The organism is Streptomyces sp. NPDC002701, assembly GCF_042889045.1.
Classification (GTDB): Bacteria; Actinomycetota; Actinomycetes; order Streptomycetales; family Streptomycetaceae; genus Streptomyces.
Genome location: NZ_JBIAQL010000006.1, coordinates 386,059 through 404,659, shown reverse-complemented (window position 1 = coordinate 404,659; position 18,601 = coordinate 386,059). Strand labels below are relative to the sequence as shown.

Below are 18,601 nucleotides of genomic sequence, written 5' to 3'. Positions count from 1 at the left end.
GGCAGGTGCGCCATGTCGCGGATCGCGAAGTCTGCGTGCTTCCGTGCCCCATGTCCCCGGGCGGTCGCGGTCAGGTGTGGTGTGTGGGCCGGGGCTCCCATTCGAGGAGGGCCAGTCCGGCGGCCATGCCCCCGCCGAAGCCGGCCAGGAGAACGAGGTCGCCCGGTGCCAGCCGGCTCGCTGTGTGGTCGAGGGTCACGGGCACCGACGCGGCACCGGTGTTGCCGTACTCCCGTACGGTCGCATGGGCGCGTTCCGGCGGGAAGCCGAGGTCGGCCGCCAGCTTCTCGATCATGCGGCCGTTGGCCTGGTGCGGCACGAAGTGCACACGGGGCGCGCCTGACTCCTCGCCGGACGCCGAAGCACCGTGCTCGTGCAGGAAGTCGTCGACCATCGGTCCGACGTGGTCCTCGACGAAGGCGCGTACGGCCCGGCCGTCCATCGTGAAGTAGTGCAGACCGTCCGCGAGGGATTCGGGCGAGGCCGGGATCCGGCTGCCGCCGGCCGGGACGCTGATCAGGTCACGGTGGTCGGGGAACGACGCCAGCCGGGTGGCGATCACGCCCCTTCTGCGGACCGGGCCCAGGACGACGGCGCCCGCGCCGTCACCGAACAGGATCGCGGTGCGGCGGTCGGCGGGGTCGAGGATGCGGGAGTAGATGTCGGCGCCGACGACCAGGGCGTGTCCCGGGGTGCCGTGCAGCATCCGCTCGGCCGTGGCCAGGGCGAAGACGAAGCCGCTGCAGACGGCGTTCATGTCGAAGGCGGGCGTGCCGGGCGGAACACCGAGTTCGGCGGCGACCACGGCGGCGGTCGGGGGTTGCGGCGAATCCGGGGTGGAGGTCGCCACGACGATCAGGGACAGGTCGCCGACCCCGATGCCGGCGTCCGCGAGTGCGGTGCGGGCAGCGGTCGCGGCGAGACTTGAGGTGACGTCGTCGGGTTTGGCCCAGCGGCGTGCACGGATGCCGGTCCGCTGCGCGATCCACTCGGGCGTCACCCCGGCCGGTGTTCCCACCTCCTCGTTGGTGACGACGTTGCCGGGGAGGCACGAACCGGTGCCGAGCACGCCGACGGCGGCTCCCGCGATGGGGACAGCGTCTGATGGGCTGGTCATGTCAACTCGTCTCCGATCGGTCCGGATGGGGGGCAGGCTGCACTGCGCCGCGCGGGACGTCCGGTGCCGGTCCCGGACTCCGCGCCGCCGGCGCCGAAGGGCTGCCGCAGGTCAAGCGGCCTCGTAGATGCGCTGGTGGTCGCGGAGGGCCGCCAGCCGGAAGGGACCCCGGGTCTGATGGGGCAATTCGTACCAGCTGCCGTCGGTCGGCAGGTTCTGCAGGCGCAGCCCGCGATACGTCTCGTAGTCGATGGCCTCCCGGGTTCCGACGGCTTCCCGGTGCGCGTCGGACCGCAGATGCGACCGGTAGCCGGGGCGCACCCGGGCGGCGAGGAACTCGGCGACGCTGCCGGATCCGTAGCTGAACAGGCCCAGTGTGCGGCCGTCCAGGTCGGAGCAGTTCTCCAGGGCGGCGGTGAGCGCCAGGTAGACGGAGGCCGTGTAGCTGTTGCCGACGGTCTCGTTGTAGCCGGTGGTGGGGGCCACGGCGTCGTTCAGCGTCTCCTCGTCCGTGTGTGCCCCGCAGGTCTCCAGCAGGGCCCGGTGCGCCTTGAAGGCCAGCCTCGTGTAGGGCTGGTGGTAGCAGAAGGCGCGGAAGTCCTCCAGCGGCAGGCCGCCGCGGTCGTGGTAGTCCCGCCAGGCGCCCTCGACCGCGTCGAGGTAGGCCGTGACCGACGCCTTGCCGTCGACCAGGGCCGTGGCCCGGTAGTTGGGGCGCCAGAAGTCCATCACGTCCGCGGTGAACAGGCCGGAGGGGCCGGTGAGTTCGAGCAGGGCCGGGTCGGCGGAGACGAGCATGGCGGCGGCCGCCGCGCCCTGGGTGGCCTCGCCGGGGCTGTCGAGGTCGTAGCGCGAGATGTCGCTTGCGATGACGAGAACCTGCTGATCGGGGTCACGGTGGACGAGTCCGGCCGCGAACTGCAGAGCGGCGGTGGCGCCGTAACAAGCCTGCTTGACCTCGACGACGCGGACGTGCGGCGGCAGTCCCAGCAGGGAGTGGACGTACACTCCCGCCGCCTTGGACTGGTCGATGGAGCTCTCGGTGGCGAGGACGACGGTGCGTATGCGATCGGGGCCGTGCCGTTGCACCAGGGGCAGCGCGGCGGCCGCGGCCATGGTGACGATGTCCTCGTCGGGGGTCGGAACGCTCATCGCGTGCTGGCCGAGCCCCTTGTGGTACTTGGCGACGTCGGTGCCGTTGGAGCGGGCCAGTTCGGAGTGGTTCAGGACGAGGCTGGTGGTGCGGAAGGACAGGTCGTGGATACCGATGGCGGTCTCAGCGGACATGGGCGTCTCCCGTGGCGCGTTCGAATCGGTTGTGGGCTTTCATCAGTTCGCCGGGGTTGGTCTGGGCGGCGAGGAGGGACAGTTCGCCGCACAGGACGGTCGCGGCGGCCAGGACGGCGAGCCGTCGGGCGTTCTCGCCGGCGGGCCGGTCCTCTCGGCAGCCGAGCCGGGTGAGGTGGGCGTCGACGAAACCGAGGCCCTTGCCGTTGCCGACCGTGCCGAGCACCAGGTTGGGCAGGGTGCAGGAGAAGTACAGGTCACCGTCGCGGTCCTGGGTGTAGGTGACTCCCTGGGAACCCTCCACGATGTTCGCCGCGTCCTGCCCGGTGGCCAGGTAGAAGGCGAGGAGCATGTTGGCGTAGTGGGCGTTGGCCGAGCGGATGCCGCCGGCCAGCAGGGTGCCGACCAGGTTCTTGTTGATGTTGAGGGCGGTGATCCGGTCCGCGGTGGTGTGCAGGCGCGCCTCTACGACCTGCCGGGGCACGAGGATCTCGGCGACGACGTTCTTTCCGCGGCCGAGGATGCCGTTGATGGCGGTGGCCTTCTTGTCGGTGCAGTAGTTCGCGGAGATGGAGCCGTAGCGGATGCCGGGGACGGTGGCGAGGACGTGCGCCAGCAGGGCGTCGGAGGCGAGGGTGGCCATGTTGTGGCCGGAGGCGTCGCCGGTGGCGAACTCGAAGCGGAGGAACAGCAGCGGTCCGGTGATCTCGTGGCGGACGTCGAGGAGCCGGGCGTAGCGGCTGCTTTCGCGGGTGATCTCCCGCAACCGCGGGAGATCACCCTGGACGGCGCGGGCCGCGGTGTGGGCGGCGGCCGCGTCGTCGGCCTCCACCAGGACCGAGCGGGTCATCCGCTCGTCGACCAGGGTGGTGCGGATGCCTTCCTCGACCAGTCGGGAGATCTTCGCGCCGCGGCCGACGGAGGGCCACAGCGGGGATTCGTAGGTGGCCAGGGGCACCTCGGTCTCGGTGCTGGTGACATTGCCGGACACGCGTACGGGGCCCACCCAGCGCAGGGGGACGCCTGCCGCCGCGAGGTCGGTCGGCTGTTCTGCCATGAGGGTCATGCGGTGACTCCTTTCTCCGCGGTCGTGATCAGACCGCGGTCGAGACTGAAGGCGCGCAGCGATCCGGTGAGCCAGACGTCGCAGTCGGCCAGTGCTTCCGGGCTGTGCGCGCCGAGCAGGGTCATGAGGGCGGTCAGCTGGTCCAGCCAGGTGGTGATGTGCCGTACGAGGGCGTCCACCCCGCCGTCGAGGAGCGTGGTGAGGAAAGGCCCGGAGGCGCCGACGGCGCGTGCGCCCAGGGCGAGGGCCCGGGCGACGTCCAGGGGGCTTCGTACGCCGCCGGAGGCGAGCAGCGGCAGACCGCAGCCACGGGCGTCGAGGAGCGCGGCCGGGGTGCTCAGACCCCAGCCCTCCAGGTAGGCGTAGTCGGGCCTGTCGCGGCGGCTGTTCTCGATGCGGGCGAAGTCGGTTCCGCCGCTGCCCGCCACGTCGGCGGCGCGCACTCCGAGCGAGGCCAGTTCGCGCACGGTCCGTCCGCTCAGTCCGAAGCCGACCTCCTTGACGATCACGGGTACGTCGACGGCGGCAGCGATGCGTTCGATGCTGCCGGCCCAGTGGGCGAAGGACCGGTCGCCCTCGGGCATGACGGTCTCCTGCACGGAGTTGATGTGTATCTGCAGGGCGTCGGCGTCCAGCAGGCCGACCGCCCGGCGGGCCTGCTCGGGGGTGGCCTCGGCGTTGAGGTTGGCAAGGACGAAACCGTCGGGGTGCTCGCGTCGCACGGGCGTGAAGGTGGACGCCGTGTCGGGGTCCTTGAGGTAGGGGCTCATGGAGCCGGTGGCGATGGGCAGTCCGGTCTCACGGGCGGCGACGGCCAGATCGCGGTTGATCTCCCCCGTTCGCGGACTGCCGCCAGTCATGGCGTTGATGTACAGCGGGACCGGCCAGTCGACTCCAGCGAAGCGGGTCGCGAGTGAGACCTTCTCGCGGTCGGTGCCGGCGAGGGCGTGGTGCACGAAGCGCACCTCGTCGAACTGGCTGGTCCGCGGCGGCCCGTTGGGGGCCGACGGCTCCCCCTTGGTGGTGTGTTGCTCGTGGGCGAGCCGTACGTGGTCGTCCTTCCGGTGTCCGGTCATCGGGTGTGTCCTCGCAGAGAAGGGGAGACGTCGGAGAGGGGCGGGTCCTCACGACCGGAACCAGGGCCGGAGCCGGGACCGGCGGTGGCGCCGGAGGTCGCTTCGAGCGGCAGGGGGGTGATGCCGGCCGCCGTCCAGCGCAGGCGCAGCAGGGCGGGGGAACGGTGCGCCGGGAGCAGGGCGATACCGCAGTCGCCGCCACCCGCGCCGGAGGGCTTGGCGGCGGCGCCACAGGACTCGGCCACCTCGCAGAGACGGCGCAGGGGCTCGGTGACGATGCCGAGAGAGGTCTCCTCGTCGAGTCGGGCCAGCAGACCGCGGGCGGTGCGGACGGCGTCGAGAAGAGCTGACGGTTCGTCCCCCCGCAGGGCCCGCTCGACGACCGACACACACTGTTCGCTGTCGTCGAGGAAGCGGGCCCTGGGTACGCCCTGCCACCCCGGCCGGGTGGCGAGGTCGGCGACGAGAGCGGTGGTGGACGCCGCGCTGCCGCTCCAGCCCACGTGCAGAGCCAGACCGGTGGGAGGCGGCAACGGCCGGACGGCACACTCCGTCCAGGATTGCCCCAGGGTGTGCGCGACCCCGTGCCGGTGCAGGTCGTCCAGCAGGCCCCGCCGGTCGGGTGACCGGTAGGACACCCATCCCCGCCAGGTCGCGGCCGCGAGGTCGGCGCCCGAGGGGCCCGGATCGACCCGGACGGTGGCCAGCAGGGCGAGCCGGAAACGGTCCTCGGCGGACAACCGCATCCCGTAGTGGTCCGCCAGCGCCCGGAGGGTGGCGACGGTGACCGCCGCGCTGGAACCCAGGCCGGTCTTGACACCGCCGCGGTGCAGGTCGCTGCGTATCGACAGCCGCACCGGCGCGAGGCCGAGGCGCCGTTCGGTCCGCAGCTCCTCGATCGTCTCCACGGCCGACACGACGTGCGCCAGCACACCGCGCACGAGGGCCGGGTCCTGTCCCGGCAGCGCCTCGAGACCCTGTCCGCCGCGGCGGAGCCGCAGCTCGTGGTCCAACAGGTCCGAGCCGATCACCACGTCCGCGCCCTCGGCGGCCGTGACGGTGACGGTGACGTACCGGTCGACGGCCACGACGACAGCGGGCCGCCCCGGTTCGAGGACCGCGTACTCCCCCGCCACCATGAGCTTTCCGGGTGCGCGGCGGGTGGTCCGGGCCGCCATCACGCCGTCACCTGCCGCAGCCCGGCGGCCGGACCGCTGCGCGCCACGACCACCCGGGCCTCGGTGGCCTCCCGCATGCGGTCGGCGACCCGTTCCGCGTCGGCTGAGGCGCAGAGCACTTTGACGTTGGGGCCGGCGTCCATGGTCGCCCAGGCGCCCACACCCTCCTCGCGCAGACGGCGGACATGCCCGAGCACGGCGTCGGAGGCGCCGGTGCGGTAGCGGACGGCGGGCCGCGCGGCCTCCATGGTGGCGTGCATGGCGAGGGCGTTGCGCTCGGCTGTCTCACCGACGGTGGCCATGTCACCCTCGCGGAGCGCCCTCCGCAGGCGGACGAGGTCGGCGCGGCTGTCCGTCACCCAGTCCGGGTAGAGCGGCGAGGTGGCGACCGTGCGCCGCATGGCCTCCCTGCTCGACACGGGTTTGGGGCCCGGTTCCAGGACGACGGCGACCAGCGCCGCGTCCAGTCGGGCGTCGGTCACCGGTTCCGCGTAGGAGGCACGGTCGGGGTCGGGGGCGCCGGGGTCGCCGGCGTGCCAGACGACGAAGCCGCCGAAGAGGGACCGCGCGGCCGATCCGGAGCCGCGGCGGGCCAGCCGGGACAGTTCCCCGGCATCTCCGGGCAGCCCGTAGGCGTGGGCCGCGGCCAGGGTCAGTGCGGCGAACCCGCTGGCGGAGGAGGCCAGTCCGGCTCCCACGGGCACGGTGTTGCGGGTGTCGACCAGTGCGCGTTCCCGGCGCCCGGCGCGCTCGCGCACCAGGTCCAGGAAGGTGGTGGCGCGGCTCAGCACCTCGCCCCGGGCGGGGGCGCCGTCCATGACCACGTGGTCCGCCGCCGCGTCCGGGTCAAGCCGGACCGTGGTCGTCGTGGGGAACACGTCGAGGGTCAGCGACAGGCTGTCGGTGAAGGGCAGGACCAGGTGTTCGTCGCGTTTGCCCCAGTACTTGATCAGGGCGATGTTGGGGTGCGCGACGGCCACCGCCGCCTCACGGGCCGTCATGTCCGGCTCCCTTCGCGACGGCGGCCGTCCAGGTGCGGGCGCCCGTACGGTCGGCGAGTGCGGTGGACACCGACGTGGCGTCAGCGGCGGTCGCGGTCAGGGCCACGACACACCCGCCGAGTCCGCCGCCGCTCATCTTGGCTCCGAGCGCGCCCGCGTCGAGAGCGGTACGGGCGAGCGCGTCGGTGCGGTCCGTGGTCAGGCCGAGGTCCGCGAGCATCCGGTGGCAGTCGGTGAGGTGCCGGCCCAGCGCGGGGAGGTCACCCGCCGCCATGTCGTCGAGCGCGGCCCGGGTGAACCCGGTGGACCGCTGGACGAACCGCGTGCGATGGTCCGGGTTCCGCGCGAAGGCGTCCCGCAGCATCCCGACGGCCTTCCTGGTGCCGCCGCCGCTGCCGCTGTCGGCCACGACGACGTGGAATCCGGCGCCCACCGACGGGGTGCGGGGCCGGCCGTCCGTGAGGACTACCGGCCGCTCGCGGCCCGTGGCCAGTGCGTCGATGCCGCTGGCCAGGCCGTGGGCCGACTGCTCGGACACCTGTACGAGGTCGAAGATCTCCTGGTCGTCCAGGCCCGTCCCGAAGAGGGCGTCGAGCGCGCGGACCAGCGCGCGGGCGTTCGCCGCGCTGGATCCGAGGCCACGGGACGGCGGAACGCTGCTGTGGAGGCGTATCTCCAGTGCGGGGGGCGCGTCGAGGCCCGCCCGTTCGGCGAAGGCACGCAGCAGCAGGAGGAGTTCCTCCGGTACGTCCCCTTCCGCCTCCTTCGGGGCGCCGTGCTCGCCCTGGGCGGCCAGGCACAGGCGGGAGACACCGGGTCCTGTCGTACGGCGCACGGTGGCCCGGCAGGTCAGCGCCGGCAGCGGGAGCGCCACTGCCGGGGCACCGTAGACCACCGCGTGCTCGCCGAGCAGGATGGCCTTGCCGTGCGCCCCGCCCGTCGCGACCTGCTGCTCCTCGGTCCTGGACGTGCAGTGCGTGGACATGATCTGCATTCCTTTCTTCCGGGTGGCGGTCGGGGCGGCGGTCCCTCCCGCGGGGCGGCCGACCGGTGTTGTCGCCCCGGCCGCCCACGGACGGGACCGCCGGCGCGTCTGTGCCGCTCGCCTCGCGGTCCGCAGGGCGTTCTCTATCGGCGGCCGGCGGCGACCGCGCCGGTGCTGACGACCTCGCTCACCCGCTCGGCGGCCCGCTGGCCCGTGACGAGGCTGGAGTTGGTCGCGCTGAAGGCGAGGTAGTCCCCGGCGAGCTGGACGCGCGAGCGGGGATCGAGGCCGCGGTTGAAGTCGCGCAGCCGCGCGTAGTCGCCGGGCTTGCGCAGGATGACCGCGTTCTTCCAACGCTGCACGTACGCCATGTCCTGGTGGGCCTCGATGTGCCGGGCCATCTCCGGCCATGCCTGCCGGTGCACCTCGTGGGTCAGCGCCTCGATCTCCTCGTCGTCGGCCTCCCAGTGCCGCATCGCCCACGGATAGCGGTAGTAGCTGGTCAGCAGGGCGTGGCCCTGCGGGGCGCGGCCGGGGGCGAAGTTGTGGTTGAAGGTGATGACCCCCAGGTCGGGGTGCTCGCGCTGCGGGAAGAGCACGCAGGTGGCCGTCTCGTCCGGGACGCGGTCGACGCCGAAGTACACGTGGATGTCCGGTACGTACGGCACGTTCGCCAGGTAGTCCCGTGTGGTCGGGGCCAGCCCTGGGCACAGCCGGGCGGCGACCGGGCCAGGCAGGGCGACCACCGCCGCGGCGGCCTCCTCGGTGTGCTCGGGTTCGCCCTCCCGGCGCCAGTGCACCCGCACGCCGTCCGGGGTCTCCTCCACCTGGGTGACCTCGGCGCGGGTCTCCACGTCCAGCCGGGCGGCGAGTGTCGTGGTGAGGGTGTCGACCCGGTCGTGGAAGTTGAACCACTTGGAGTTCACGGCCGGCATCGAGAACAGGAAGTTGACCACCGACAGGTCGGGGGGTGAGTTGAAGAACATGGCGCTCATCGGGTCCACCACCCAGTCGCGGAACCGGGCGTCGAGCCGGCGTTCCGCGTAGGCGGCGGCCGTCTCGGTGTCGAGGGCGGCGGCCTCGCCCATGTCGCTGTCCCAGCGCAGCCGGTTCGCGTACTTCTTGAGGTCCGACTGCAGCCGCACCATGGCGGGCAGCGAACTCCAGGGGAGCAACCCCGAGCGCTTGAGGTCGGTGGGCCGGTCCGCCCGCAGCCGGTGGACCCGGCCCTCGCGGCGGATCCCGACGAGGTTGTTGGTGCGCAGGGTGGTGTCCTCGATGCCGAGTTCCCGGACGAGGTCGCGCATCTGCGTGTAGTTCTCGATCAGCAGGATCGCGGCCAGGTCCATGTGGTAGCCGCGGCGTTCCACCGTGCGCATGCGGCCGCCGGCCCGGTCCTCGGCCTCCAGGACGCGGACCGGGTGCCCGGCCAGCTGGAGGCGGAAGGCCGCGGTCATGCCGGCGATGCCGGCTCCCACGACGATGATCGGTTCCTTGGTGCCCGTGGCGTTCACTGCGTTCCTTTCGTCCGAGCGGAGACGGATACGGATACGGCTGGGTGCGGTCGGACCGGCGCGGGCGCCGCCTCCAGCCGCTCCCAGAGCTGGCGGGACACCCGCGCCGCCGAGCAGATGCTGTGATGCGTGCTGGACTGGGTGAAGAAGTCACCGCCCGCGAGCCGGACCCGTGAGGTGGCCGGCCATGCCGAGCTGAGCCGGGCGATCTCGCGGTAGTCGCCGGGCCTGCGGAAGACCACGCACTGTCCGGGGCGCATGACGTGGGTCATGACGGTGTGGTTCTCGGTCTCGGGCGTCAGTCCGACCGTCCGCAGAGCCGACCGCGCGTGGTCGACGAGCTGTTCCTCGGGCAGGTCGCGATGACGGTCCGACCAGGAGCCCCGGAAGTGCGCCATGACCAGTCCCCGCCCCTGCGGCACGCGGCCGGGAGCGGTGTTGTGCGGGAGGATCACGCCCACGAGCGCGGGGTGTTCGGACCGCGGGACGTTCACCATCACGGCCCGTTCGGCGGTGGGCCGGTCGAGGCCGAAAGCCACGTGGACGCTGCCGGTGTACTCGACGCGCCGGAAGAACTCGCTGAACGGCCGCTGCATCTGGCCGTAGAGATTCGGTGTCCGGGAGACGGGCACGGCCAGCACGCAGGCGTCGGCCCGCTCGGTGTGCTCGCCCGTGCCGTCCTGCGCCTGCCAGGTGACCGCGACCCCGGTGGCGCTCTCCTCGACCTGGCGGACCGTGGCGTCATAGGTCACGGGCAGTTGGGCGGCGAGGAGCCGTGGCAGCGCCCCGACCCCGTCGCGGAAGGTGAACAGGCCGCCGCCGCCCAGCAGGGAGTTGAGCAGCATGAAGGGTGCCACGGACGAGGTGCGTTCGACGTCCTGGAGCGAGGCGAGCATGCACAGCGGGTCCAGCAGATGGTCCACGGTGCCCGGCCGCAGCCCGCGGCGGACCGCGTAGCCGGCGACGGACTCCCCGTCGTGGCGGGCCGCCGCGGACATGTCGTACCAGTCCAGCGAGCGCCGTATGCGCAGGTGGTCGAGCATCAGTTTGGGCAGGTCGGACGGGAACGGCGCGAACCGCAGCAGTCCGGCCGCCATGCGTGGCAGGGAACCGACGTGTACGTGGTGCACCTGCCGGTCGCGCATGAGTCCGATGCGGTCGGAGGAGGGCAGCAGCCGGTCGCCGGCCCCGGCCAGCTCGGCGAGCTTCAGCATCGTGTGGTAGCGCCGCGACAGCAGTGAGGCTCCGGTGTCGACGAAGAACCCGCCGCGCCGCACGGACGCCATCCGGCCACCGACGTACTCCGGCCCGCCGCTTTCCAGCACGGTGACCCGGCAGCCGCGCCGCTGCAGGAGGAAGGCGCTGGTGAGGCCGGCGATGCCCGCGCCGACCACGACGACGTGGGGGCGTCCGTGCGCTCGCGGTCCGGCCTGGTGGGCGGCCGCGCGGGCCGTGCCGTTGGGCGCGGGTCGGCGGCCGGTCACGCGGGGACCTCCGAGTGGGGCTCGTCCCGGTCGTAGCGACCGTGCCGCAGATACCACTCGACGTGGTTCTGGAAGCTGAGCAGTCCGTCGGCCCAGGTGGTCAGGGCCGCCTTCTCGGCGGCGGTGTACGGGCCGCCCGTGCCGGAGGGTCCGCCGGCGTGCTCCAGCGCCTGTTTCAGCGCCCTCACCCGCTGCTCGATCCGGTCCAGGGTCTCGGCGGCGGCGTCCTGCAGCGACATGTTCTCCAGTCGGTGCAGGAGGACCACGAGGTTGTAGGCGTCCGGGCGGTCCAGTTCCTTCGACACCGAGCACAGGTCGTTGATCCAGGACGCGATGTCGGCCGCACAGCCGATCATCTCGGTGTACTCGGGAGTGCCGTAGAAGCGCGCCGGCAGCCGTACCGACTCGGCCTGCTCCACGAAGTCCAGCAGCGGCAGCACCGGTCCGGTGTCCCGGCGCAGGGCGATGTAGGAGTCGACGCCGGGAAGAACACCACGTGCCCGGTAGTCGGACTCCACGACGAGAGAGGTGAAGTAGTCGTCCAGGTGTGCGAGGAGTTCACCGAACTGCACGGGTGCCATGTGCTGCGCGGTCCGCTCCAACAGGTCGGCCAGCGCGCGCTGGAGGGCGTCCTCGGGGACGGGCAGTGGCTCGCGGCGCCTGGCGGCCTCCACCAGACCCCTGAGCGGGGCCGCCGCCCGGTCTGCGGCGGCGGCACTCGCGCCGGCGGCACCGTCCTCGAAGTGGTCGTCGAGGTTGAAGTACCACATCGTCCACTGGGTGATCAGCACGCGGATGCCGGTGTCCGCGCGCGGATAGCCGTGGCTGACCAGTTCGCCCGCGCACAGGCGGCGAAGCGGGTGCCGGGGGTCGCCGGAGTCGATCAGACCCAGGCGCCTGGCCCATTCCGCGCCGCCGGTCTCGACGGCGGCGATGTCACCGGGGTCGCGGGCGGGTGCGGCCGGGAAGGGCCATCGGGGCAGGACGGTGTCGAGAACCGGATCGGAGACCGGGCTGTGCACGATGTCTCTCCTTTCCCCGGCCGTCGGCCGGGTGGGCGCCGGCCCACGAACGGGCTCGGCGAAGAACTGGGAGATCGGAGATCGGTCGGGCCGTCGGCCCGACGGAGGTGGAGCGACGCCAGAGGGCCGGCCCGGTGGGCGGACGGTCTGGTCGGCTTGCGGGCTTGCGGGCTTGCGGGCTGCGGGCTGCGGAGTCTCGCTGGGTGGGCCCGCCGGTCGGCGGTGCGGTGGCCGGCGGTGCGGTCGTGTGCGGTCCGGCGTGCCCGCCGCGGCGCCGGTGTCAGTGGTCGCGCAGGGCCAGCCACTCGGCGAGCCTGCGCAGCGGCCGGGTGTCGGAGGCGGGCAGGAGGGTGGCGTCGAGGTGGTCCAGCGCCTCGGCCAGGTGCCGGCGGGCGAGCCCGCTGGTCCGTTGCCGTCCTCCCGCACGCTCGACGAGGAGGGCGGCGCGCCGCAGGACGCCGGCGTCGTCCAGGGAGGGGTCGCGCGCATAGAGCTCGGCCAGTTCGACGGCCTCCGGGGTGTCCGATCCCAGGGCGGCCACCACGGGCAGGCTCTTCTTGCGGGCATGGAGGTCGGCGCCGACCGGTTTGCCCGTCGCCCCGGGGTCGCCCCAGATGCCGAGCAGGTCGTCCACGTGCTGGAAGGCCAGGCCGAGGGACCGGCCGAAGGCGTCCAGGCTCGCCGCCTGCGCCCGGTCGGCACCGCCTGCCAGGGCTCCCAGACGACAGGCGGCTCCCATGAGCGCACCGGTCTTTCGCGCCGCCATGGTGGTGCACTCGGTGAGCGAGACGTCGGCTCGTTCCTCGAACCCGATGTCCTCGAACTGCCCGCCGATGAACTGCTGTACGGCCTCGTTCAGCGCCGCGGTGGCCGGGGCGCTCGGGCCCTCGTGCTGGACCAGGCAGACCGCCTGGGCGAGCATGGCGTCACCGGCCAGCAGCGCGCCGCCGATCCCGAAGACGCGCCAGGCGGCGGGCCGGTGCCTGCGGGTGTCGTCGCGGTCGATGATGTCGTCGTGCAACAGCGAGGAGTCGTGCGCGAGTTGCACGGCGGCGGCGCAGTGTGCGCCGACTCCGGGAGGGGCGCCCAGGGCCCGTGCCGAGAGCAGGGCGAGGGCCGGGCGTACCGCCTTGCCCCAGCCGGTGGTGACGGGTCGGCCCTGCGCGTCCCACCAGCCCAGGTGGTAGCCGACGACCATGCGTGCCTGCGGATGCAGGGAGTCCCCCGCTTTCCGCAGCACCGGGTCGGTCACCTCCCTGGCGTGGTGGAGCCATGCCTCGGGTTCGGCGTCGTCGGCGGGGGCGGTGCGTGTGTTCGTGCCGGTCTTCGTGTCTGTGGCCTCGGCCGCGTTCAACGGATTGCTCCCTTCGTGTCAGGGGCGGTCGGGACCCTGGTGGTCCACTGTTCATGGCGGGCGAGTACATGGCGGAAGAGGGCGGTCAGGGTGTCGACGGCGCCGGCCTCTCCCCCCGCCCGGCTGAGCGTGTGCAGGGCCTGGTCGAGGTAGCGGCGGGCGGTTCGCTCGGCCGCCTCGCGCCCGCCCGCCTCCTCGACGAGGTCGGCCAGCGAGGCCAGTTCGGCCTCGGCGGGGGTCTCGGTGGCGCTGAGCCGGGCGGCCAGCCGGGTCCCGGCCGCGGTGCCGGAGCGCAGTGCGGCGATGACGGGGTAGGTCCTCTTGCCGCTGCGCAGGTCGCCGTAGGAGTCCTTGCCGCTGGCGGCGGGATCACCCCACAGACTCTCTGCGTCGTCGGCGATCTGCCACGCCACGCCCAGGTCCCAGGCGGCGGAGCGGAGCATGCGGGCCGCCGGCGCGGGTGCGTGGGCGAGCACCGCGCCCACTTCGAGGCAGCCGCCCAGGAGGCCACTGGTCTTGGCGCACGCGGCCAGGTAGTCGTCGGTGTCCACCTCGTCCACCGGGCAGCCGTCCAACTCCAGGTCGGCGGCCTGCCCTTGGATGATGGCGTCCACCGCCGACGTCATCGCCCCGGTCGCCGGTCGCCCCGGGGTCCCCCGGACTTCGGCGACGACCCGGAGCGCCTGGCTCAGCAGCGCGTCGCCTGCCAGTACGGCGGGCCCTCGCCCGAAGACCACCCAGGCGGTGGGGCGGCCGCGCCGCAGTTCGTCGGCGTCCATCAGGTCGTCGTGCAACAGGGAGAAGTTGTGCACCAGTTCGACGGCGACCGCGCCGGGTACCGCGGACGCGGTGCTCGCGCCGAACGCCCGCGCCGCGAGCACGGCCAGGGCGGCGCGCATCAGCTTTCCGGGGTGGCCGTCGGTGGGCGTGCCGTCGGGGCGGCACCAGCCCAGGTGGTAGGCGCTGATGCGAGCCAGCCGGGGGTGCAGGCTCTCCACCGCGGTGCGCAGGGCGGGAAGTGTGGCCGCTCTGCACTCGGCCAGCGTCTCCCTGACGGTGTCCGCGGCCGGGGCGCCGAGGACCTCTGTCTGGTTCATGGACGTCGTCTCCACTCCCACTGGTCAGGTCATGACGGGTGCGGCGTATGGCCCGCGTGTTCACCGGGCCGTTCTGCGAGGAGTCTTCGTACGGTGACCGCAGGCACCCAGGTGCTCAGGACCGGTGTGCTCGGTCGCACAGGGCTCGGCCCGGTTCCGGTGCCGGCGGCGCACCCGGTCCTCGCGGGCGCCGCGTTCTTCTCTGTGCCGGTGGCCGGGAGGCGCACCGTGCGATCCCGACCGAGAAACAGCTTCGTATACGGAAAGTCGAATTCACTGTTTCACCCGACACCAGAAGCCAAGCAGGAGCTGCTTCGCGGTGCCAGCGACTTCCACACGTCCGGGTGTCTCACGGGTCGCTTTCTTGTGAACTTGTGACCGCGGAGCCGACACACCGCTTCTCCGGCAAATCCGTCAAGTGCGGACATATATCACGTACGGAATGTGGCCAGAAAAAACCGGTTACATATTTGTCCAGGGTGGTTAGACGACAAATGATTCTTGATCTATGAGACGGAACCACGGGCGGTCGCAGCGTCGCGGCATCCGCCGACACAAAGTTGTCACCGGCGGATTTCCGTTTCTGCCACCGAAATGCGCTCTGAGGAGTTGTCGTGGCACGCAGCCATCCGAATCAGCAACTGAAACGACTTATGAGGGAAGCGGGTTTGTCGGGCGAGGCACTGGCGCGGTCCGTCAATCTCGCCGCGGCGGAGAACAAGCGGGTGCTCCGGTACAACCGCAAGTCGGTCGCCGGCTGGCTGGCGGGCTCCCGGCCGCCGGCTCCGGTGCCCGTGCTGGTGGCCGAGATCCTGACCCGGCGGCTCGGCCGGCACATCAGCGTCCAGGAGACCGGACTGGCGCGCGTGCCGGACGAGCCGACGGACGCGTTGCACGCGACCGGCGGGAGCGGCCGGGAGGCGCTGGCGATGCTGACCACGGCGGACACCGGTCCGGGAACCCGGACGGCGTTTCGCGCCCTTCCCTTTCGGCCCAACAGCACCCCTCCGGCCTGGACCGACACCGAGCCGCAGCCCACGGGGGGCGACTGGCGGCTCGGGCCGGGCGACCTGGCGGCCCTGACGCACACCATCACGTACTACGCGGAGACCATCGACACCTACGGCGGTGCCCACGGACGCACCGCGCTGGCCACCTATCTCGCCACGGACGGCGCCGCCTTCCTCGCCGCCCGAACCGACCGGCGCACCCACTCGCTGCTCCTGGGGAAGCTGTCCCGGCTGACGCATCTGCTGGCCCGTATGAGCGGGGACTGCCGTCAGAGCGGGGTGGCGCAGCAGTATTTCCACGTGTCCGCGCAACTGGCCATCGAGGCCGGGGACCGCACCCAGTACGCCGTCACCCTGCGGGCGATGAGTGCGCAGTCCAACCAGCTGGGGCACCGGGACCCGGCACTCGCCCGTGCGGCGTGGTCGGCCGCGCCGGAGGACGCCCCGCCGCCCATCCGGGCGTACCTGATGAGTCATCTGGCCGTGATGCACGCGATGGGCGGGGAGGAACGGCGCTCGCTCTCGGCGCTCTCCGACGCGATGGCCCTGCACGGCGGACAGAGCGAGCCCTCCTCGCCGTTCAGCGGTTACCCCATGGCCGCGCTGCACTACCAGAGGGGTCATGTGCACCAGAGCCTCGGCGACTACGGCAGGGCCGGTCAGGCACTGGCCGCCTCCCTGCGGCACCGATCGCCGCGCGCGCACCGTGCCCGTGCGCTGACGCTCGCCAAACTCAGCGAGATCCACTTGCTGGAGGGACGGCTGGACCGGGCCTGCGCCGTCATCGACCAGTTGCTCGACCACTACGGCCGGATCCGCTGCCCGCGCACCGCCGACCGGCTCGCTGACCTGCGCACCAGGCTGCTGCCCCATGCACGGCGGCCGTCCGTGCGGTCCGCCCTCGGCCGTCTGGACGGCTACACCACCTACCAGCGCTCCCCGGAGCGTCTCGCGGTGTGAAGCGCTCCCCGGAGGGCCTCGCGGCATGAACGGCACCCCCCGCGGTGTGAACAGCCGTGCGCCGCCGCCTGGCGACCGTCGGGCACACCCGGCGCCGTCGCGGCCGTTCGTCGGCACCCGCCCGCGGCACGGCGCACAAGGGCACAAGCGTGGGCCGCAGAGGACACATGCGAGCCGGGAAGCCCTGTCGGACGGCGAACGGACCGGCGTGCAATGGATCGCAGAGGTCGACGGGCCGACGCCCCGGCAGGGGCCGGGCCGGTCGCCGCCTGCCACGCCGAGCCATGGAAAGGGATGCCGGAGATGGAGACGAACCCGACCGAGGTACCCACTGTCGACGGACTGCCGCTTCTCGGCTCGATGCTGGACCTGCGGCGAGATCCTCTGGGCGTGTACGAACGGGCCCGCAGCGAGCACGGTGACGTGGTCCGGATCGTGTCCGGGCCGCCCGGCCTGCGTACGACGATCCACTTCGTCTTCTCCGCCACCGGCGCCCAGCAGGTGCTGGCCGGCCAGTCGGCGAACTTCCGCAAGGACGACCGTTTCTCCCAGGAGATGCGGCAGACATTCGGCAACGGCCTGCTCAGCAGTCTCGACGACGACCACATCAGGCAGCGCCGGCTCCTCTCCCCGCTGTTCACCAAGAAGCGGGTGGCGGACTACGGCACGGCCGTGTGCGACGAGGCCGACGTCCTGTGCGCCGAATGGGAGGCCGCCAGGGGCGGGCGGCCCGATCTCAACGAGGACATGAGTCGGCTCACCGTAAGGATGATCACCCGCATCCTCTTCGGCTCGGACGCCGAACAGGCGGCGGAGGTGGTGCGGCGCTGCATGCCCGCCCTCAGCACGTACACCCTCCGGCGCGGCCTCATGCCGTTGAACCTGCCCCGCGCCTTCCCCACCCCCGCCAATCGCCGGGCACGCGCCGCCCAGGACGAGCTGCACGCGCTGTGCGACCGCCTGATCGAACAGCGTCGGCAGAGCGGCGCCTCGGGCGAGGAGGCGGGGACCGATCTGCTGACCCTGCTCATCAACGCGCGCAGCGACGAGGACACCCCGCTCACCGACGAAGAACTCCGCGACCAGGTGCTGGTCTTCCTGCTGGCGGGCTCGGACACCACGGCGACATCACTCACGTTCACCATGTACATGCTGGCGCAGCACCAGGACGTCCAGGAGTCCGTACGCGACGAGGTGCGCTCCGTCCTCGGCGGACGTCGACCCACCCCGGCGGACCTGGATGAGCTGCCGTCCGTGGAGCGGGTTCTCAAGGAGACCATGCGCCTCTATCCGGCGGCACCGGTGCTCATCCGCCGGGCGGTGCAGTCGACGGTCATCGACGGGTACGCGATACCGGCGGGGGCCTACGTGTACGTGTCGCCCTGGGTGACGCACCACCACCCCTCCTACTGGCCGGACCCGCAGCGCTTCTCGCCCGACCGCTTCCGCCCCGAGGAGGAGAGCCGCAGGCCGCGCTACGCGTGGTTCCCGCTCGGCGGCGGCCCGCGCTCCTGCATAGGCAACCACTTCGCCATGCTGCAGATGAAGCTCGCGGTGGCGAGGCTGCTCCAGCGGTATCGCTTCACCGAGACGGTGGCGGACGTCCCCCTGGAGGTGGGCGTCACCATTCGGGCGGCGCGGGCCGTGGAGTGCAGTCTGACCCCGGTCGGCCCCGTCCCCGCGGACATGCTCTCCCGGTCCCGCCAGTCCCACTGACCGGGCGGGACGCCGGCCGCACTGACGCAGGTGTGCTCCGGCAGCTCCGGCCGAGCGGATTTCGTCCCCGCCGGCGGGCCCAAGGACCGAAACGGGCATGAACCGGTTCGCCGCGACCCCCCATACGGGCACTGCGACATCCGAACAGGGCGACCGTCAGGGTAGGCAGTCCCACCGACAGGCATCTTGCCCTGCACCTTTCACGTGGAGACATGCGCGGACGACGAACGGAAAGATGCCCGATCGCGGACACCGGAGCTTGCCGGATTCCGGTCAATCATTCCTGTCGACCACTATCGCTTGTATCGCCCTTGGGACTGTCTTAGCCTGTTGCTTAATGTTTCTACGTGACCTCTCGCACCGAATACGTGACCTCTCGCACCGAACACGTCACGACGAGATGGCCGAAAGTAGACCACTGCAATGCGCGAAGCGTCCCCCACTCAGGCACTCGATGGAAAACAGAAATGGGTAACGTCTTGCCTGTCACGCGAAATCCGCTCGGGTTATCCAGTGAATTACGGACCGACACCTTCATGGTGGCGCAGACAAACGTCACTCCCCCACGTGGCACCGAATTCACGTGCAACCCGATCGCCCCACTCGCCACCGACGACCCTTTTACCTGGCTGCCGTGGCTCCCTCAGGAGGACACGGGCGAGGACGAGGACCATGAGCCGTCCGTCCCTCAGGACCCCCAGCCCCAAGGCAGCGAGGCCGAGTTCCGCAGCAGA

The 18,601-nt window shown here is 72.0% G+C and carries 14 protein-coding genes; 2 read left to right on the top strand and 12 right to left on the bottom strand.

Annotation, left to right across the window (positions count from 1 at the left end; all coding sequences use genetic code 11):
* Nucleotides 1-70: 70 nt before the first annotated feature.
* The 12 genes from ACFYXC_RS20370 to ACFYXC_RS20315 all read right to left on the bottom strand — a co-directional run bounded on the left by ACFYXC_RS20370 (nt 71) and on the right by ACFYXC_RS20315 (nt 14,181).
* Entirely contained in the window at nt 71-1,117 is a 1,047-nt protein-coding gene (locus tag ACFYXC_RS20370) for a 3-oxoacyl-ACP synthase III family protein (RefSeq protein ID WP_389553427.1), read from the bottom strand.
* A gap of 111 nt (nt 1,118-1,228) precedes the next feature.
* Nucleotides 1,229-2,404: a hydroxymethylglutaryl-CoA synthase gene (locus ACFYXC_RS20365; protein WP_388926199.1), complete on the bottom strand. Its 1,176-nt coding sequence runs from the start codon at nt 2,402-2,404 to the stop codon at nt 1,229-1,231.
* Entirely contained in the window at nt 2,394-3,470 is a 1,077-nt protein-coding gene (locus tag ACFYXC_RS20360; protein ID WP_389553425.1) for a hydroxymethylglutaryl-CoA reductase, read from the bottom strand. Before ACFYXC_RS20360 ends, ACFYXC_RS20365 begins: the two co-directional genes overlap by 11 nt.
* Complete coding sequence (gene fni, locus ACFYXC_RS20355; protein WP_389553423.1) at nt 3,467-4,546, bottom strand: type 2 isopentenyl-diphosphate Delta-isomerase; 1,080 nt, start codon at nt 4,544-4,546, stop codon at nt 3,467-3,469. The genes ACFYXC_RS20360 and fni overlap by 4 nt, the downstream gene beginning before the upstream one ends.
* The gene (locus ACFYXC_RS20350; protein WP_389553422.1) at nt 4,543-5,724 is read right to left on the bottom strand and encodes a phosphomevalonate kinase; all 1,182 of its coding nucleotides are present in this window, start codon (nt 5,722-5,724) and stop codon (nt 4,543-4,545) included. Before ACFYXC_RS20350 ends, fni begins: the two co-directional genes overlap by 4 nt.
* Entirely contained in the window at nt 5,724-6,725 is a 1,002-nt protein-coding gene (mvaD, locus tag ACFYXC_RS20345) for a diphosphomevalonate decarboxylase (protein ID WP_389553420.1), read from the bottom strand. The genes ACFYXC_RS20350 and mvaD overlap by 1 nt, the downstream gene beginning before the upstream one ends.
* A complete protein-coding gene (gene mvk, locus ACFYXC_RS20340; protein WP_389553419.1) occupies nt 6,712-7,710 on the bottom strand; it encodes a mevalonate kinase in 999 nt (332 codons plus the stop codon). Before mvk ends, mvaD begins: the two co-directional genes overlap by 14 nt.
* Nucleotides 7,711-7,853: 143 nt before the next feature.
* Nucleotides 7,854-9,224, bottom strand: coding sequence for a protoporphyrinogen/coproporphyrinogen oxidase (locus ACFYXC_RS20335; RefSeq protein WP_389553417.1), 1,371 nt, complete (start codon nt 9,222-9,224; stop codon nt 7,854-7,856).
* The gene (locus tag ACFYXC_RS20330; RefSeq protein ID WP_389553415.1) at nt 9,221-10,708 is read right to left on the bottom strand and encodes a protoporphyrinogen/coproporphyrinogen oxidase; all 1,488 of its coding nucleotides are present in this window, start codon (nt 10,706-10,708) and stop codon (nt 9,221-9,223) included. The genes ACFYXC_RS20335 and ACFYXC_RS20330 overlap by 4 nt, the downstream gene beginning before the upstream one ends.
* Nucleotides 10,705-11,730 (bottom strand): terpene synthase family protein, encoded by a 1,026-nt coding sequence (locus tag ACFYXC_RS20325; RefSeq protein ID WP_389553413.1) that lies wholly within the window; start codon nt 11,728-11,730, stop codon nt 10,705-10,707. Before ACFYXC_RS20325 ends, ACFYXC_RS20330 begins: the two co-directional genes overlap by 4 nt.
* 280 nt (nt 11,731-12,010) lie before the next feature.
* Nucleotides 12,011-13,084 carry a polyprenyl synthetase family protein gene (locus tag ACFYXC_RS20320; RefSeq protein ID WP_389553411.1) on the bottom strand — a complete coding sequence of 358 codons (1,074 nt, stop codon included), beginning with the start codon at nt 13,082-13,084 and terminating at the stop codon, nt 12,011-12,013.
* Nucleotides 13,081-14,181 (bottom strand): polyprenyl synthetase family protein, encoded by a 1,101-nt coding sequence (locus ACFYXC_RS20315; protein WP_389553409.1) that lies wholly within the window; start codon nt 14,179-14,181, stop codon nt 13,081-13,083. Before ACFYXC_RS20315 ends, ACFYXC_RS20320 begins: the two co-directional genes overlap by 4 nt.
* 668 nt (nt 14,182-14,849) lie before the next feature.
* On the opposite strand from ACFYXC_RS20315, the gene ACFYXC_RS20310 reads away from it, so the two are divergent.
* Together ACFYXC_RS20310 and ACFYXC_RS20305 are read left to right on the top strand one after the other, a co-directional pair.
* The gene (locus ACFYXC_RS20310; protein ID WP_389553407.1) at nt 14,850-16,151 is read left to right on the top strand and encodes a hypothetical protein; all 1,302 of its coding nucleotides are present in this window, start codon (nt 14,850-14,852) and stop codon (nt 16,149-16,151) included.
* Nucleotides 16,152-16,454: 303 nt separating this feature from the next.
* On the top strand, nt 16,455-17,867 hold the full coding sequence (locus ACFYXC_RS20305; RefSeq protein ID WP_389553406.1) for a cytochrome P450: 1,413 nt from the start codon (nt 16,455-16,457) through the stop codon (nt 17,865-17,867).
* Nucleotides 17,868-18,601 lie beyond the last annotated feature (734 nt).

Excerpts from the sequence above, each read along its gene's own strand:
- ACFYXC_RS20360 (WP_389553425.1), bottom strand. The coding sequence starts at position 3,470 with ATGACCCTCATGGCAGAACAGCCGACCGACCTCGCGGCGGCAGGCGTC.
- ACFYXC_RS20365 (WP_388926199.1), bottom strand. The coding sequence starts at position 2,404 with ATGTCCGCTGAGACCGCCATCGGTATCCACGACCTGTCCTTCCGCACC.
- fni (WP_389553423.1), bottom strand. The coding sequence starts at position 4,546 with ATGACCGGACACCGGAAGGACGACCACGTACGGCTCGCCCACGAGCAA.
- ACFYXC_RS20370 (WP_389553427.1), bottom strand. The coding sequence starts at position 1,117 with ATGACCAGCCCATCAGACGCTGTCCCCATCGCGGGAGCCGCCGTCGGC.
- ACFYXC_RS20350 (WP_389553422.1), bottom strand. The coding sequence starts at position 5,724 with ATGGCGGCCCGGACCACCCGCCGCGCACCCGGAAAGCTCATGGTGGCG.
- ACFYXC_RS20305 (WP_389553406.1), top strand. The coding sequence starts at position 16,455 with ATGGAGACGAACCCGACCGAGGTACCCACTGTCGACGGACTGCCGCTT.
- ACFYXC_RS20315 (WP_389553409.1), bottom strand. The coding sequence starts at position 14,181 with ATGAACCAGACAGAGGTCCTCGGCGCCCCGGCCGCGGACACCGTCAGG.
- mvaD (WP_389553420.1), bottom strand. The coding sequence starts at position 6,725 with ATGACGGCCCGTGAGGCGGCGGTGGCCGTCGCGCACCCCAACATCGCC.
- mvk (WP_389553419.1), bottom strand. The coding sequence starts at position 7,710 with ATGTCCACGCACTGCACGTCCAGGACCGAGGAGCAGCAGGTCGCGACG.